At 44.0% G+C, this 14,965-nt stretch carries 15 protein-coding genes; 9 read left to right on the top strand and 6 right to left on the bottom strand.

What is annotated here, in order from left to right:
• Positions 1–195 precede the first annotated feature (195 nt).
• Positions 196–1,392 carry an Nramp family divalent metal transporter gene (locus ACHUFN_RS06975; RefSeq protein ID WP_394221594.1) on the bottom strand — a complete coding sequence of 399 codons (1,197 nt, stop codon included), beginning with the start codon at positions 1,390–1,392 and terminating at the stop codon, positions 196–198.
• A gap of 251 nt (positions 1,393–1,643) precedes the next feature.
• Here ACHUFN_RS06975 and ACHUFN_RS06970 point away from each other — a divergent pair, with 251 nt between their 5' ends.
• Entirely contained in the window at positions 1,644–2,333 is a 690-nt protein-coding gene (locus ACHUFN_RS06970) for a UPF0149 family protein (protein ID WP_394221593.1), read from the top strand.
• A 139-nt stretch (positions 2,334–2,472) separates the two neighbouring features.
• On the opposite strand, the gene ACHUFN_RS06965 is transcribed toward ACHUFN_RS06970, so the two are convergent.
• The 3 genes from ACHUFN_RS06965 to ACHUFN_RS06955 form a co-directional block, all read right to left on the bottom strand.
• A complete protein-coding gene (locus ACHUFN_RS06965; RefSeq protein WP_394221592.1) occupies positions 2,473–2,664 on the bottom strand; it encodes a hypothetical protein in 192 nt (63 codons plus the stop codon).
• Positions 2,665–2,841: 177 nt separating this feature from the next.
• Complete coding sequence (hemJ, locus tag ACHUFN_RS06960; RefSeq protein ID WP_394221590.1) at positions 2,842–3,270, bottom strand: protoporphyrinogen oxidase HemJ; 429 nt, start codon at positions 3,268–3,270, stop codon at positions 2,842–2,844.
• A gap of 1 nt (position 3,271) precedes the next feature.
• Complete coding sequence (locus ACHUFN_RS06955; RefSeq protein WP_394221589.1) at positions 3,272–4,948, bottom strand: chloride channel protein; 1,677 nt, start codon at positions 4,946–4,948, stop codon at positions 3,272–3,274.
• 106 nt (positions 4,949–5,054) lie between these two features.
• On the opposite strand from ACHUFN_RS06955, the gene ACHUFN_RS06950 reads away from it, so the two are divergent.
• On the top strand, positions 5,055–5,762 hold the full coding sequence (locus ACHUFN_RS06950; protein WP_394221588.1) for a DUF6776 family protein: 708 nt from the start codon (positions 5,055–5,057) through the stop codon (positions 5,760–5,762).
• Positions 5,763–5,817: 55 nt separating this feature from the next.
• On the opposite strand, the gene ACHUFN_RS06945 is transcribed toward ACHUFN_RS06950, so the two are convergent.
• Positions 5,818–7,053, bottom strand: coding sequence for a putative manganese transporter (locus tag ACHUFN_RS06945; RefSeq protein WP_394221587.1), 1,236 nt, complete (start codon positions 7,051–7,053; stop codon positions 5,818–5,820).
• A 79-nt stretch (positions 7,054–7,132) separates the two neighbouring features.
• On the bottom strand, positions 7,133–7,582 hold the full coding sequence (gene azu, locus ACHUFN_RS06940) for an azurin (protein WP_394221586.1): 450 nt from the start codon (positions 7,580–7,582) through the stop codon (positions 7,133–7,135).
• 50 nt (positions 7,583–7,632) lie between these two features.
• Here azu and ACHUFN_RS06935 point away from each other — a divergent pair, with 50 nt between their 5' ends.
• The 7 genes from ACHUFN_RS06935 (at position 7,633) to ACHUFN_RS06905 (ending at position 14,884) form a co-directional block, all read left to right on the top strand.
• The gene (locus ACHUFN_RS06935; protein ID WP_394221585.1) at positions 7,633–8,115 is read left to right on the top strand and encodes a hypothetical protein; all 483 of its coding nucleotides are present in this window, start codon (positions 7,633–7,635) and stop codon (positions 8,113–8,115) included.
• Positions 8,116–8,203: 88 nt separating this feature from the next.
• A complete protein-coding gene (locus ACHUFN_RS06930) occupies positions 8,204–9,577 on the top strand; it encodes a class II fumarate hydratase (RefSeq protein ID WP_394221584.1) in 1,374 nt (457 codons plus the stop codon).
• A 305-nt stretch (positions 9,578–9,882) separates the two neighbouring features.
• Positions 9,883–10,656 (top strand): septum site-determining protein MinC, encoded by a 774-nt coding sequence (gene minC / locus ACHUFN_RS06925; RefSeq protein ID WP_394221583.1) that lies wholly within the window; start codon positions 9,883–9,885, stop codon positions 10,654–10,656.
• 30 nt (positions 10,657–10,686) lie between these two features.
• Positions 10,687–11,496: a septum site-determining protein MinD gene (minD, locus tag ACHUFN_RS06920; protein WP_394221582.1), complete on the top strand. Its 810-nt coding sequence runs from the start codon at positions 10,687–10,689 to the stop codon at positions 11,494–11,496.
• Positions 11,496–11,750, top strand: coding sequence for a cell division topological specificity factor MinE (gene minE / locus ACHUFN_RS06915; RefSeq protein ID WP_390377234.1), 255 nt, complete (start codon positions 11,496–11,498; stop codon positions 11,748–11,750). The genes minD and minE overlap by 1 nt, the downstream gene beginning before the upstream one ends.
• A gap of 186 nt (positions 11,751–11,936) precedes the next feature.
• A complete protein-coding gene (locus ACHUFN_RS06910) occupies positions 11,937–13,421 on the top strand; it encodes a sensor histidine kinase (protein WP_394221581.1) in 1,485 nt (494 codons plus the stop codon).
• A complete protein-coding gene (locus ACHUFN_RS06905; RefSeq protein WP_394221580.1) occupies positions 13,406–14,884 on the top strand; it encodes a sigma-54-dependent transcriptional regulator in 1,479 nt (492 codons plus the stop codon). The genes ACHUFN_RS06910 and ACHUFN_RS06905 overlap by 16 nt, the downstream gene beginning before the upstream one ends.
• The last annotated feature ends 81 nt before the right edge of the window (positions 14,885–14,965 follow it).

Raw genomic sequence — 14,965 nt, 5'->3', positions numbered from 1 at the left:
ACTCAAATGGTACAGCTCCATTACCGACAAGGCCTGGGCTGGAATCGTATGAAATTAAATTCGTGGGGATCCCTCAGGGTCAGAGTACTTTTTTACATGCATGTTGCCTGCTATGTAGATGCAATACCACTGCATCAGCAGGTTTACGCAGCTCCAAGTCGACGCCTTTTACACTGACCCCAATTTTTGGGTGTTTTAGCTAAACACGCCGATAAGTTTATACAAACCTAGTGTTATCACTGTACCTACTACTAGAAAGCCAGCTAGGTTACTTTTCCATGTATTTCTAAATTCACCTAGCGCGGTACTTTTATTCATGACTACCAGTAGAAAAACCGCAATGATAGGCAACAGTAAGGCGTTAGTGGCTTGAGCAAATAAGATGGCTGGTAGGGGCTTAAAACCAAGTGCCGCAACACTTACGCCCACAACTATTATGATTAACCAAACAGCTTTAAAGCCTTTACTTTGCAAATCATCAGACAACCCGAGTGCGCCAGTTACCGCGTAAGCTGCTGCCAGTGGAGCTGTAATGGCGCTAGTTAAACCGGCGGCAAACAGTCCAAGCGCAAAGAACCATTGTGCTTTGTCACCTAAAACGGGTTTTAGCTGTTCCCCCATGTTCGTTGCGTCCATGGTGGCTGCTTGATTGAAAAATGCCATCATGGCCGTTGCCATAACAATTAGCGTGATTAGGCCACCCATACTAATAGCCTTAGCTGATTGGTTTCGACAGGCTACAACGGCTTCATGTTTGTTTTGGCCTTGTGTTGATTTTGCTGCCAGACTGGCGTGAAGAAATAAGTTGTAAGGCACTATTGTTGTACCTATTAAGGCAAGCACAGTTGTTATTGCATCAGCGTCTAGTCGCGGTGATACAAACTGGCTTAACATGGCTGCAATATCTGGCTTGGCTACCAATAGCGTAACCAAAAACACTCCGGCCATGATAAAAACAAGGTAAACAAGCACTGTTTCTATCCACTTGTAGCTGCCTGACCAAAGTAAAGCTATCGCAATGGCGCCCAGTATGGCAGCCCAAGGGCCTATACCAATACTGATGAATGCATCTAAACCAATGGCAGCACCCGTTAAGTTTCCTGACTCGTAAGCTGCGTTACCTATACCTATGGCAGAAACGATAAGTACAATAAAAAGGTTTTTGAGCCACGGTTTGTAGGCCATATTCTTCATTGCACTGGCTAAGCCTTGGCCACTTGCTACACCAAGGCGAGCAGCCATGTCTTGCAATACTATGGTGGCTAAAACAGAGAAAAGCAGAGCCCATACTAGGTGAAAGCCAAAGTTTGCTCCCGCCAGGCTTGCTGTGGTTACTGTTCCAGGGCCTATGAAAGCGGCCGCGATGATATATCCTGATTTATCTTTTGCCATTGCAACGACTCTTAGTTAAGTTTTGCTATCATGACAATAGGTAGGCGAGCACGCAACAGTACCGCTAAACCAATACAGTAACAGATTGGTTTTAAACCTATTGTCGCGTACCCAATGCGAAGAGCGCAGTTTTCTGGTCGGCTTAAATTTAGCGATTAAGCCAAATATAAGGTGAAAAATCGCACCCACAGCAAAGAGGCCGCGCAGACTACCGTTTCATGTAAAAGAACGCAAATTAAAATAGGAAAGTTATGGTGCAAGACGGGTTTCCAATAAACAAAATTAGCGACATTATTTCGCATCCCAGTTTTAGCAATGTGCTCCCCAATGCATTTCACGTTGATGGAATGATTTTCGCCGTGGCGTCTGCCCCAGAAATCCCAATGCCAGAGCAATGGATGCCTTGGCTCATTCAGTCTAGCGATAGCCATTTGGTAGACAAAGACGTTGATAACCTCGCTGATACGTTGATGAACGGCTTACGCGCGCATTTGGATTTCATGCGCCAAGAAATCTCACCACTACCTAGCAACTTAACAGAGGCCGTGGAAGAACAGGGTATTGCGAAGCCATCAAAAGAACTGGAAAGTTGGCTAAATGGGCTTTTACAAGTGCATAAACAGTTAGAGCCAGTATGGCAGAATGCATGGCATCACTTAGAGAAAAAAAATGAGCGGCAGCAGAGCGCAACTTCCTTAAACCAGCAGCAAGCAGAGCCCGCGGAAGCAAGATTATCTCGATGTTTAAAACTGTTTTCGACGCTAGCAAATGTCGACCTTGCGCTGGCGTATCGAAATGAATCTCAAGCAGCGCAGCTTAAAAGCAACATGAAAATGTTAGTCAAACAGTTGCCATCGGTGTTGGCAGACTATACCAAATTATCTGGAGAGCTAGCGGGCGCATTACCTAACCAGTTTGAAACCTTTAACAAAGAGATCTAACAAAAAGAGATCTAACAAAAAGCGAGTATGTGCATTGCTTAACTTGATTTTATTCCAGCTTGGAAGCTGAACTTCTTACAACCGGCAAAGCAAGCCTGCCAACATTCAAAACGTGGTTAGAACACTCCTTAGAATGTATTTAGCGCTGCCTTTGCTGCTGGTGGCGTTGACTCAACGTATGTTTTAGCGAGGTTGTATAGCTATCTAGCTCAAGTTTTGCTTTTTCATACTGCTCGTTCAAAAGCCTAGATGCAGGCTCTCGCATAAGCGCTTTAAAGGCGATGTCGGTCTGCTTTAATAAGTGTTTAAGGTGCTGATTACTGTCATCCATGTAAGTATTCCGGTAAAAAACGATTTATCTATTCCGAGAAACAGCCACAACTCGGCGTAAATGCGTAATGTGCGTACTTCGTAAGTACCCTCACACTACGCAACAGTACGAACTCCATGAGTACTGTAAATTGCTAGGTTACTACGTGTGCCCTTATAAATAAGATTAATCTTAATATTACAAGGGTTTCACTACAGCAAGACATACAATAGCAAGAATAACAAACACTGGAGCTTCATTTAATATGCGATAGAAGCGCGAAGAGTGTCTATTTTCATCCCGTGCAAATTGCTTCATTAACTTAAACAAATAGAAGTGGTAGCCGTAAACAGCAAGTAGAAGCAACAGTTTTATGTGTAACCACCCTGACATTTTAAACCACGTTCCACCGTAACTGACAATGAGTGCAACGCCGAATGCTAGAGTTAATAAGGCGAATGGAGTAACGAAGAACCATAGGCGTCGTTCCATAACTTTGAACTCATCTTTTACAACTTGAGAATTAGTCGTGGCGTGATAAACAAAAAGTCGTGGTAAATAAAAAAGTCCTGCCATCCAGGCTAGCATAAAAAAGATGTGCAGTGCTTTAAACCATAAAATGTACATACTAGTAGTGTGCCTTTTGTAAGAAACTTTGCAATATATTCCAAGTTACTACGCCAATAATGTCGTTTAGCTCTTGGTCGTAAATGTATACCGCGCCTGAGCGCGAATTCTTTAAATGTTCATAAACTTCGTGCAGGGTAGACTGCGCGTTAATGCCTTCCATTTCATAGTAATTTAATGCAGAAGCATCGTGTTCCAAACTGACATTGTATTGGACCAGCTTATACTGCACATCTATTTCAAATTTTGATTTCTGTATAACAATTTTTGTCGGATTACTTTCTAAGTAATTTACAAGGGCTTGCTCAGGCGCATCATAGAACAACTTATAGTCTGTATTCATTGCGGCTAGTACGCCTGTTTTTTCTAAGGCTTCGCGTATAGAAGAAATCGCATAAGGAAGGTTTTGATAGTCTAATTGCCGGATAAATATGGAACGGTTTCCAAAAAACTGTGTTGAAGTAACGTATGCGGGCACAATGACCAACATAGCTGGAAGAATAATTTGAGGGCTGTAAGACAGCTCCATCACGGCAGAAAGTGCAGCAAGGGGCGCATGAAGTACCGCAGTTAACATTCCAGCAATACCAAGTAACGCAAAGCTATTGGTAAAATCTGGTACATCAATAAAGTACGACAGGGGAAGCAGTAACACCGCTCCGGCTAGCATGCCAATGACCATCACTGGGCCTATGATTCCCCCAGGTATACCAAGCCCGATAGCAAATACCGCTAGTATCACTTTAAACACCAAGGTCGATACTAAAAGCAAAGCCCCAGGTGAGCTATCGAACAAATGTCCAACGTCAATAAAGCTTGCACCGAGCGCTTCAGGAATAAACATACCAATAGTACCGGTAATCAGCGCAGCAAGAACTAAGCGCCACACCATCGAAACGGGCCTAAACCACGTCATAACACGCATTAGCTGACTGTTAAACAATACGGCCAACATGCCCAGAAGTATTCCAAGTAGCACTAAGTAGAAATACATCCACTGGCTAAACGCATTAAACGATAAAAATGAAAGTTCATTTACTTCGCCAAAAACAATACGAGTAAGGACAGAGCCACACGCGGCAGCCAGCATTATGGGTACAAAGATATGGATTTTGTATTCCCGTAACACAACTTCCATTACAAAAATGACGGCGGCAAAGGGCGTGTTAAAAGACGCTGATATTCCAGCCGCGATACCACAGCCAGCAAGGATACGAATGCTATTGTAAGGCAAGCGAAGCCATTGTCCTAAGAAGCTGCTACCCGATGCACCTAAGTGTACAGATGGGCCTTCCCGGCCCACCACAAAGCCGCCAGCAAGGGCAAGCATGCCGCCAAAAAACTGATTAATGGTGGTTCTAAAGGGAATGTGACCGTAATAGTACTTTACCCGGTGAATAACAAAGGGAATACCAAGACGGTAATGTTTAAAACCCGTAAGAAAAGCAATGAACAATGTTAACCCTACGCTGATAAGTGGCATGACAAGCCAGACTAACCAGTCGTAAGTAAGTAGGGACTGAAGTGACGAAACGCCTGTTTCTTGCAACCATTCAACGCAAAGCCGAAACAGAATAATAATTAGCGCAGCGCAGGTTCCCCCTACAATGCCCAGCATGCACAACTGAATGGATGTGCGTGGGTGAGCTACTTCCTCTCTTAAAGCCTGCAAGCGCATGTTGTGGTACAGTAGGTTAACGTATTTAGAAGCTTACCATAAACACCTAAAATTCATAATGTTTAGAGCGCCTTAGCACTCGGTGTTTTTTGTTGATGTAGAGATTATGACCACAGACCAATTAAAAAAAGTATTAGGTGATTATAAATGGACACTGCTGGTGGCAATTATCATGTTCGTTATGGTTGGGTTTGGCTATAAATTAGCGCGCATGATAGACGAAGGTGACAGTAAAAAAGTTCAGGCCCAACAAGAAACCATCGCCATTTTATCTGAAGAGAACCATGCACTCACTACCAAGGTAAATCAGCTTGAGGTGGCGATGGAGCTTGCCACGCGTGAGAAAGAAAACATCACCAAAGCATTAAGCGAGCAGACAAAAGAGCTTGAAGCGCAGCAAGAGTTGCTAAGCTTTTACGAGCGTGTGGTGGCGCCTGAGAAAACTGATGACGGTTTTGCCATTGAAGGTGTTGAAGTATTTGAACTAAGCGACAACACCTACCAACTCAGGCTTGTGTTACTTCAGTCTAAACAGCAAAAAGCGGTTATTAACGGCAACTTAGATATTGCTGTTGTAGGCAAGCGAAATGGCGAGCCTGTTGTGTTGAAATCTGGGGAGTCGAGCGTGCTAGAGGAAGATGTGAAATTTCGTTTTCGCTTTTTCCAAGCAGTCAATGTTACGCTAACAATCGAAAAGGACATTGAAGTAGAGTCTATTCAATTTTCTACAACGGTTTATCAATACAAAACCCGAAAAGGTAACTATGACGTGAGTGTGCCGTGGAGTGAAGCGCTGTCTACAGAAATGGAGTAAGCGCTGAAAGCATCACTCGAGTACACGATACGTGCATTCAGTTTTACACGCGGAACTATTCAAATAAATACCAGTAGCCGTATCCAATAATAAAGGCTGGAATGGCAGAGTAAACGGTGGCGATAATTGCAGCTTTCGGAGAAAGCGCGATAGCCGGAAAAAGTGCATCGCCATCATTGCTAATAGCATTGCCTAACTGGGCTGAAAAAGGCACCGCGCCGTTTAAATACAACGTGGTTATTAATATTTGCGGGCCGCACCCTGGTAAAAAACCAATAATGATCGCTAGAGCGACTAATCCCGGACCAACTGATTGAAGCGCTGAGGTAATGTCTAGCCCGAACCATACCACCGAAAGTTCAAAGACCAGAAATGCGAGTACAACCCAGGTTAAAACAAATTGTGTGTCTAATGCCGCTTTTTCCTGCCATTTAGGCGGTGGTGGAATGAAATCCTCTTTTGTAATGGATGCGTAGCCATTACCTGAGCCGCACAAAGACCACAAAACAAGACTTGAAATACATAACACGGCACCAATTAGCGTTAGTGTGCTCTCCTCAATAGAAAGATAGGTGTGTACGGGCATCTGAAACGCCATGGCAAGCGCAATAGCCAGAGAGGGCAGGCTAACAATTATCCAGAACGCTTTAGAAAGCGATATAGCACCGCGGCCTACCGCTATAGACTTATCACGGTTTTGCGAATCCGGATTATCAATAACAGATTCAGGTGCTTGATAGTTATGGAATTTATTAACCATTAAACCCGTTGCCGCGCCGGCTGTTACGCTCACTGCCATCACGGTTACTGCATCAAGTGGTGCTTGGGCTAGCAATAAAAACGCTGCATCTCCCATGGTACTGGTTAAAACGGCTACCACAGCGCCGAAGCTTGTTATACCTCTGGTATATTGGGTAACAACGATAATGGCACCACCGCAGCCCGGTAAAGCGCCAAGTAACGCAGATATACCCACTTCGTGTACGGGGTGCGCTTTCATGTAATTGCCTATTGCTTCTGATGAAACTCGCAAAGTAGCAATGTAATAAAGTGCAAGGGAGGCGTACACAAACGCGGCTACTTGAAAATATGCGTCGGCTAAAACCGATAAAGTAACAGCTCGTGTACTGTCATATATTAAAAGCAGGGTGATGAAAAGCGGCATCAGAAGGCGCTTGTTGGTTATGTATGTATAGAGCGCTTGTAAACGCAAGCTGCGCGACACGCCAGGCAGCTTCTTTGATTGAAACATTGCCTTAGCACGTTTTGATGTGTGGGTCGCAGTATCCATTAAAACTACACTCTTCACTAACCAGTCAATCTGTTCATGGCGCACTCATTAGACGGTGCGCCATCTTCTCTGAAAAACGTTAGCTTGAGAGGGTGACAGTACCTTTCATAATGCCAATGTGACCTGGGAAAGAGCAAAAGAACATGTACTCTTCATCTTTGCTTAAGGCTTCTACTGAAAAAGTGGTAGACGTTTGTTCACCGCCGCCAATAATGTCTGTAGCGCCAATTACGCGCTCATCATTGGGTTTAATATAGTTATTGTCTAAACCTGCACTCATACCATCTGTAGCTACTGCTTGCCCATCGGCCTTGGTTGTCATCACCCAGTTGTGACCCATAGCTTGTTTAGGCAGCTGGCCTGTGTGTTTTAGGTTTACAGTAAACTCGCTACAAGTTGCAGGAATTACCACATTCGACGTGTTGAACTGCATAGCGTCGTTCGATTCCACGGTTACCTCACAGTCGCTGGCGAATGCACTAGAGGCTAAAAGTAAAAGGGCTGCGCCACCAAGTAACTTCTTGAACATAGAAAACATCCTTTGAATTTTGATTAACTACACCATTTGGTGAAATTGAAATGTCCAATTTCCAATACGGGAAAGAATATCACTGGATCATTGTAAATGCTAACGATTATCATTTATATTGGTGTGAAGTTCATTTTTACACCAAAGAGGTTCGAGTGTCGTTTAATGAAAACTCACACCAACAGCATGCACAGCTTCAACAGGTGGTCCTCCAGAATGTTAAACATCGCGTTAGACTTGGACAAAACGACGAAGAATTAGATGTTTTGGTGAATTATTTAAAAGGCGTAGCGTGCGTCGCGAAATTACTATCTAGTGATAGAGATAAATTTTCGGTGTACAAAAATGCCATTGACGTGCTTTGTGAAACCATTTGTGACCCTTTGGTTAGCCTGCATTGGCGCTATTATTGTGTAGACCACTTGTACAAGCCATTGCTCAAAGCTGAGCACTACGCCAAAACGCAGAGTGATCGAATAGCGCTTGCGCGAATAAAAATAGATATGCAGAGGCTAGTGCCTTATTTCCTGTAGTCAGCACGCTTTTACTACGCAGTAAGGTTTTTATTTAACACGTGTTCAACACGTCGAAAAAAGTTTTATCAACACAAGGATAAGAGCAATGACAGCAACCCGCGCAGAACGCGACAGCATGGGCGAACTTCAAGTTCCAGAAAGTGCGCTTTATGGCGCGCAGACTCAGCGAGCAATTCAGAACTTTCCTGTAAGTGGGCAGCGAATGCCTGAATCTTTTATACGCGCGTTAGTTACAGTTAAAAAAGCGGCGGCACAGGCAAATATGAAGCTAAACGTGATCGATTCTGACTGTGGGCAAGCTATAGTCAAAGCGTGCGATGAGCTGCTAGCACTTGAAGATATTATGCAGCATTTTCCAGTCGACGTATTTCAGACAGGCTCTGGTACAAGTACAAACATGAACGCTAACGAAGTGATTGCGCGCTTGGCCTCGCGCTATGCGAACGAGGAAGTGCATCCTAACGACCATGTGAACTACGGCCAAAGTTCAAATGACGTTATTCCAACAACCATTCACGTTAGCGCGGCTATTGCGTTATCGTGCGAACTGATCCCCGCAGTTGAAGGTTTAATTGGCATCATTGAAAGAAAAGCCAAATCTGTTGCTAAATACTGTAAAACGGGGCGCACGCATTTAATGGATGCAATGCCTGTGAGTATGGATCAGAGTCTTCTTGCATGGGCTGCTCAGCTTAAACAGCAGGTCAAAACATTAAGTGCTGTTCAGCCTGCTATACAAACGTTAGCGCAAGGTGGCACTGCTGTTGGAACAGGCGTAAATGCGCATGCTAAGTTCGCTACAACGTTTGCTGATACACTGGGCGAGCTTACCAATAAAGGCTTTAAACCAGCAGACAACTTCTTTGCGCTAATAGGCTCTCAAGATACGGCGGTAACGCTTTCTGGCGCGACAAAAAGTTTGGCGGTAACGCTTATGAAAATAGCGAACGATCTGCGCTGGATGAACTCTGGTCCACTAGCAGGGCTTGGCGAAATCGCGTTACCCGCACTACAGCCTGGTTCATCGATAATGCCTGGAAAAGTTAACCCTGTTATACCAGAAGCTGTGGCGATGGCTTGTGCGCAAGTCATAGGTAACGATGCGGCTATTACTGTGGGCGGGCAATCTGGAAATTTCGAGCTTAATGTCATGTTGCCTATGATTGCCAACAACCTTCTTTCAAGTATGTCGCTAATGACTAACAGTGCCGCGCTTATAGGTGAGCAGGCAATAGAAGGTTTCACAGTTATTCAAGACAACATAGAAGCCGCGCTATACAGAAATCCAGTACTTGTAACCGCGCTTAACCCTGTAATTGGATACGCAAAAGCAGCTGAAATTGCTAAGACGGCTTACAAAGAAAATAAACCTGTTATTGATGTGGCTGAAGCCATGACAGATATCCCTAGAGACGAGCTACAATCATTGCTTGACCCTAAAAAGCTCACTACACCTTAACCTTCATTGAACGAAGAGGTAATGAAAAAAGTGCGATCTCAGATCGCACTTTTTTTATATCGCCAAACGGGCAAGGTGCTAAGTAAACTGCGTGAAAATCAGACTTGGTTGAAATTTGTTCGTTTGTTGGCATGTTCTTGGCTTAATCGGTGTTTAAACAGGTATAACAGTTGCTGTAAAAGCGATTTTTGATACAGTGACGCATTCAGAATAATTGTATTGCTGCGTAAGACAGCAACAAACACTAGCGCTTATAGGTTTTGCTTTTAAACAACGTTGAAGCAATACCTTTTCGGGAAGAAAAAATGACAGAAACTTGCTTTCGCATGAAGGGCACCACGCTCACCAGTATTGTGTTAGAAGTAATAGATTTTGAGCCAGATAGTTTTGAAGCTCATTTATCTCAGAAAATTGCGAGCGCGCCGCAGTTTTTCACCCGTTCTTCGCTTATATTGCATTTAATTAAACCCTTATCTGCTACCGAATTTGAATTATTAGTTGCTCTTTGTCGCAGGCTACAATTACAGCCAATGGCGGTGAAAGGTGAAGTGGCAGAACTCAAGCCAACCATTAACGATTTGGGCTTAGCCGATGTAAGTCAAAGTAAGTTCACAGATAGTGCACTTCGCTCACAAAAGACGAGTTCTACCACTAATACTGGTGTTGACTCGCCGCAAACGAAACAAAGTGAGCAAACGGGCAACGCGCCCGCGCAAAGCGAACCCGCTCCCACCGTCGCGCCTGTGCTCAAACCAGCCAAAGTTATTAACCGCCCCGTGCGTTCTGGTCAGCAAGTTTACGCTGAAGGCAGTGACCTGGTTGTTACGGCATCGGTAAGCGAAGGAGCAGAGCTATTAGCCGATGGCAATATTCATGTTTACGGCACACTGCGCGGCCGTGCGCTAGCGGGTGTTAAAGGCAACACCGGTGCTCGTGTATTTTGCCAGTCGTTAGACGCAGAACTTATTTCAATAGCTGGGCAATTCATTATGCATGAAACCGTTAAGGGCGAGTGCTGGAAGAAGCCAGCGCAAATATATTTAGAAGAAGAAACATTACGTATAGAGCCCTTAGCTTAATGCTCTGTACGCACCAATAGGAAAGAATAGATGGCAAAGATTATCGTAGTTACCTCAGGAAAAGGTGGTGTAGGCAAAACTACATCAAGTGCAGCAATAAGTACGGGGCTTGCATTAGCAGGCCACAAAACCGTCGTGATAGATTTCGATGTTGGCCTTCGAAACCTTGACCTGATTATGGGTTGTGAGCGCCGTGTTGTGTACGACTTTGTAAACGTTATCAATAAAGAAGCGTCGCTTAAACAAGCGTTAATCAAAGACAAGCGCACTGAGAATTTGTTTATTCTTCCTGCATCGCAAACCCGTGATAAAGATGCCCTAACGGTTGAAGGCGTCCAGTCGGTACTAGACGAGCTTAAGAAAGACTTCGAATACATTATTTGCGACTCACCTGCGGGTATAGAACAAGGCGCACAAATGGCGCTTTATTTTGCTGATGAAGCTATTGTTGTAACTAACCCAGAAGTATCATCGGTACGCGATTCAGATCGCATTTTAGGTATTCTTCAAAGTAAGTCGATGCGCGCAGAAAAGGGCGAGCCTGTTAAAGAGCACCTGCTTTTAACTCGCTACAACCCAACCCGTGTTGAAAGTGCTGAAATGTTAAGTGTTGCCGATGTTGAAGAAATTTTGGCTATTCCGCTTTTAGGTGTAATTCCAGAATCTGAAGCGGTACTTAAAGCATCAAACCAAGGCCAGCCGGTTATTCTTGACGAAGAAGCTAATGCAGGACAAGCTTATGCTGACGCTGTTAAACGTCTGCTAGGTGAAACTGTTCCACATCGTTTCCTTGAGGCAGAGAAGAAAGGGTTCTTTAAGCGTCTGCTAGGAGGGAAGTAATGGGAATTTTCGACCTGCTCAAAAAGAAGCAAAAGCCGAGCACTGCGGCAGTAGCCAAAGAGCGTTTACAAATTATTGTAGCGCACGAGCGGAAAAAGCGGACCGAGCCTGACTACCTGCCGATGATGCAGCAGGAAATTATTCAGGTTATTCGCAAGTACGTCACTATTGCTGATGATCAGGTTTCGGTGCAATTGGATAACAACGATGACTGCAGCGTGCTTGAGCTCAATGTGACATTGCCAGAGCAATAATCAAGCGTTAAGTCGTTAAAAAAGCTCATGATATAAGGTTACTCTTATTTATTAGTCTTTTGTCTAATTACGCGCAACAAAAGTAGGTTGCGGATGTTTTTTGCACTAGACTGATAAAAAAAGTTGCACTCAATTTGGCCTAAGCAGTGACTTAAGCTTATCGAGTGTTCTTTTGTGGAGGGAGCTGTGAGCTTAACTGATGAAGTTGCAAGATTAAAAAGGCGACTGGAGCGAGAAAGAAAGGCGCGCCAGTCGGCTGAGAGCTTGCTCGATGACTACGCAAAGAAAACCTACTTGGCTAACGAGAAGCTCCGTGACGCCATAGTTTACAGCACTGAGAAACAGGCTGAAATTGAGTTCTTGGTTAAATCGACACAGGAACACAAAAACAGTAGTAGTAGACAAACTTTTGTCGAGTCGCTGCTGGATCTTTGTTTTGAGTTTACGTCTGCAAGTTATGCAACGTGTTTATTTAGTCGTCATGGTGAACTTGAAAGCAACCCGTTGGTAAAGGGGAAGCTTAGTGCGCTAGACGGCGACATTCATATTGCACATCTTATCCCTATCTCTATCGACAGTATCATCAATTCGTGGTGCATTCAGGAAGTTCCCGTCAACGAGTGTGCACATAAAGGCAAGCGTACCGTTTGGTTCGTGTATTCAAATTTTGCTTATGATCAGTCTCGACTTGGTTGGATTGGGTTGTTAATTGAAACGCCTACCATAGAAGAGGGAATGCTATTCATTTTAGACACCCATCTTGCCCAACTTAGAATGGGGCTTGAAAAGCTAAATATGGATAAGTCTGCCGAGCAAAAGTTTAAACTTAGTAGTAAGTTGCAAGAAGAACTTATCGACGTAAAAAAACAGCTGGCCATAGCGGATAGAATGTCCTCGCTAGGTGTACTTGCCAGTGGCGTAGCACATGAAATTAATAATCCTTTGGCGTTTATCTCTGCCAATAATAAGTACCTAAAAAAAACGCTGTCAGACCTGTTCGCGTCGCTTAATGCGTTGTCTGATAGCAGTTCTCAAGATGCAAATATTCAGTCTATGCTGTCGAAGCTGGAAAATATTGAGCAAAACGTTAACGAAGTACTGCAGGATAATTTAGAAGGTATCGAGCGACTGAGTAATATCAGCGATAGCCTGCGTACGTTTGTATATCGTGGTGAAACTGAGTTAACGCCGGTCGATTTAAATGAGCTCGCCTCTCACGCAGCTAAAATTGCATCATATAGCAAACAATACAAACACACGTTACGTCTTGAACTTTTTGAAGGTAAGGCGATGGTTAATGCCAATCGAGGCGAACTTGAGCAAGTTGTGTTGAATATTATTATTAATGCTCTGCACGCTACTTCAAAAAATAATGGCAGCGTTGTGGTGTCGGTAGGTGCGTCTGACGGCTCTTTTTTTGTGTCAATAAAAGACAGTGGGGTGGGAATTAGTGAAGAGAATTTAGAAAAAATATTTTCACCTTTTTTTACAACAAAGCCAGTTGGCGAAGGAACGGGACTAGGTTTAGCAATATCTAAAAATATTATAGATGCCCACAACGGTACACTCGCTGTTGAGTCTACGGAGAATGTGGGGACGTGCTTTACCATCACCATGCCCAAAGTAAACACGAATTCCATGGAGCAGTTAGCTGAATGCCAGATAAACTAGACATTTTATTAGTTGATGATGACGGTGCGGTACAACGCGCATTGAAACGTACCCTTGAATGTTTACTTACCGCAGAAATTGATACGGCAAGCAGCGGCATGGAAGGCTTAGAGAAATGCAAAGATAAAACGTACGACATTGTTATCAGTGACTTATCGATGCCAGGCATGAGTGGTACAGAGTTTTTGAAGCAACTTATGCAGTTTGCACCAGAGACCATTCGCATAATGCTTACCGCGCACAGCGATGCCGACCAAGTACTTGAGGCTGTTAACGAAGCGCGCGTTTGGAGTTACTTGAAAAAACCTTGGAATGACAAGCGTCTTGAGCTTGTTTTAGAACAAGCGGTAACCATGCGCAGAGTGCTGGTTGAAAGAAGTATGTTAAAAACGGCGCTTGTAAAAGCGGAGTCGCGCAGAAAAAGAGCGGTAGAAGGGTTTATAGGTGAGTCAAAGGCGCTAAAAGACGTTTACTCCATCATAGAGAAAGCAGCGCCTAGCAGTGCTTCGGTGTTTATTACTGGTGAAAGTGGCGTTGGTAAAGAAGTAGCAGCCCAAGCAATACATAATTTAAGTAAGCGAAAGCATGATAATTTTATTGCTCTTAATTGCGCGGCAATTCCATCTGAATTGATGGAGTCAGAGATATTTGGGCATGTAAAAGGTGCCTTTTCTGGTGCGGTTTCTAATAGAGATGGCGCAGCAACCCAAGCTGACAACGGCACCTTGTTTCTCGATGAACTCGGTGAGATGGACATGGGCTTGCAAGCGAAAATCTTGCGCTTTATTCAAACTGGCACCTTCCAGCGAGTGGGCTCGGGAAAATTAGAAAAAGTAAACGTAAGGTTTATAGCTGCTACGAATCGAGCGCCATTAAAGGCCATTGAAGACGGCCACTTACGAGAAGATTTATTTTATAGACTGAATGTAATAGCGCTTCATTTACCACCACTACGGGAAAGAGGCGACGATGTACTGTTACTCGCCAATCATTTTATGCGTTGCTATATGTCTGAGGAAAGTAAGATGTTTTCAGGCTTTTCAGACGACGCAAAAACCTTATTACGACAGTTCTCGTGGCCTGGCAATGTTCGCCAGTTGCAAAACCTTATACACAGCTGTGTGGTGATGAACGATGGACCTTTGCTTACAGCGAGCATGCTGTCTTCGCAGCTACCTGTAGAGCAGGCCCAGATTTCTCAGGTAGTCACTTCCTCCCATGCGGGCATATCGCAAGCTGCTAACAGGCAGCAGATTCAGCAAGATGCTGGCGGAGTAGTCATAGCGCCATCGGTTGAAATGCCAATTGCTATAAATTCAGAGTCAGATATTCAGTCATTGGCCGATATTGAACGAAAAGCCATTCAAGATGCCATTGCCTTTTATGAAGAAAATGTGGTGAAAGCGGCAAACGCGCTTGGTGTAAGCCCTTCAACCTTGTATCGAAAAATCCAACAGTGGTAAATGCGCGTTTTCAAAATGCGATGCATTTTAGGAATGCTTTTAAGCTCACTTTTAGATTGGTTTGTAACCTGTTGAATTGCA

This window comes from Alteromonas gracilis, assembly GCF_043642145.1.
Lineage (GTDB): Bacteria > Pseudomonadota > Gammaproteobacteria > Enterobacterales > Alteromonadaceae > Alteromonas > Alteromonas gracilis_B.
Note: the sequence above shows the minus strand (reverse complement) of the source record. Positions and strands in the feature narration are given on the sequence as shown.

Coding starts and splice junctions, on each gene's coding strand:
- ACHUFN_RS06975 (WP_394221594.1), bottom strand. CDS start 1,392: ATGGCAAAAGATAAATCAGGATATATCATCGCGGCCGCTTTCATAGGC.
- ACHUFN_RS06970 (WP_394221593.1), top strand. CDS start 1,644: ATGGTGCAAGACGGGTTTCCAATAAACAAAATTAGCGACATTATTTCG.
- ACHUFN_RS06965 (WP_394221592.1), bottom strand. CDS start 2,664: ATGGATGACAGTAATCAGCACCTTAAACACTTATTAAAGCAGACCGAC.
- hemJ (WP_394221590.1), bottom strand. CDS start 3,270: ATGTACATTTTATGGTTTAAAGCACTGCACATCTTTTTTATGCTAGCC.
- ACHUFN_RS06955 (WP_394221589.1), bottom strand. CDS start 4,948: ATGCGCTTGCAGGCTTTAAGAGAGGAAGTAGCTCACCCACGCACATCC.
- ACHUFN_RS06950 (WP_394221588.1), top strand. CDS start 5,055: ATGACCACAGACCAATTAAAAAAAGTATTAGGTGATTATAAATGGACA.
- ACHUFN_RS06945 (WP_394221587.1), bottom strand. CDS start 7,053: ATGGATACTGCGACCCACACATCAAAACGTGCTAAGGCAATGTTTCAA.
- azu (WP_394221586.1), bottom strand. CDS start 7,582: ATGTTCAAGAAGTTACTTGGTGGCGCAGCCCTTTTACTTTTAGCCTCT.
- ACHUFN_RS06935 (WP_394221585.1), top strand. CDS start 7,633: ATGTCCAATTTCCAATACGGGAAAGAATATCACTGGATCATTGTAAAT.
- ACHUFN_RS06930 (WP_394221584.1), top strand. CDS start 8,204: ATGACAGCAACCCGCGCAGAACGCGACAGCATGGGCGAACTTCAAGTT.
- minC (WP_394221583.1), top strand. CDS start 9,883: ATGACAGAAACTTGCTTTCGCATGAAGGGCACCACGCTCACCAGTATT.
- minD (WP_394221582.1), top strand. CDS start 10,687: ATGGCAAAGATTATCGTAGTTACCTCAGGAAAAGGTGGTGTAGGCAAA.
- minE (WP_390377234.1), top strand. CDS start 11,496: ATGGGAATTTTCGACCTGCTCAAAAAGAAGCAAAAGCCGAGCACTGCG.
- ACHUFN_RS06905 (WP_394221580.1), top strand. CDS start 13,406: ATGCCAGATAAACTAGACATTTTATTAGTTGATGATGACGGTGCGGTA.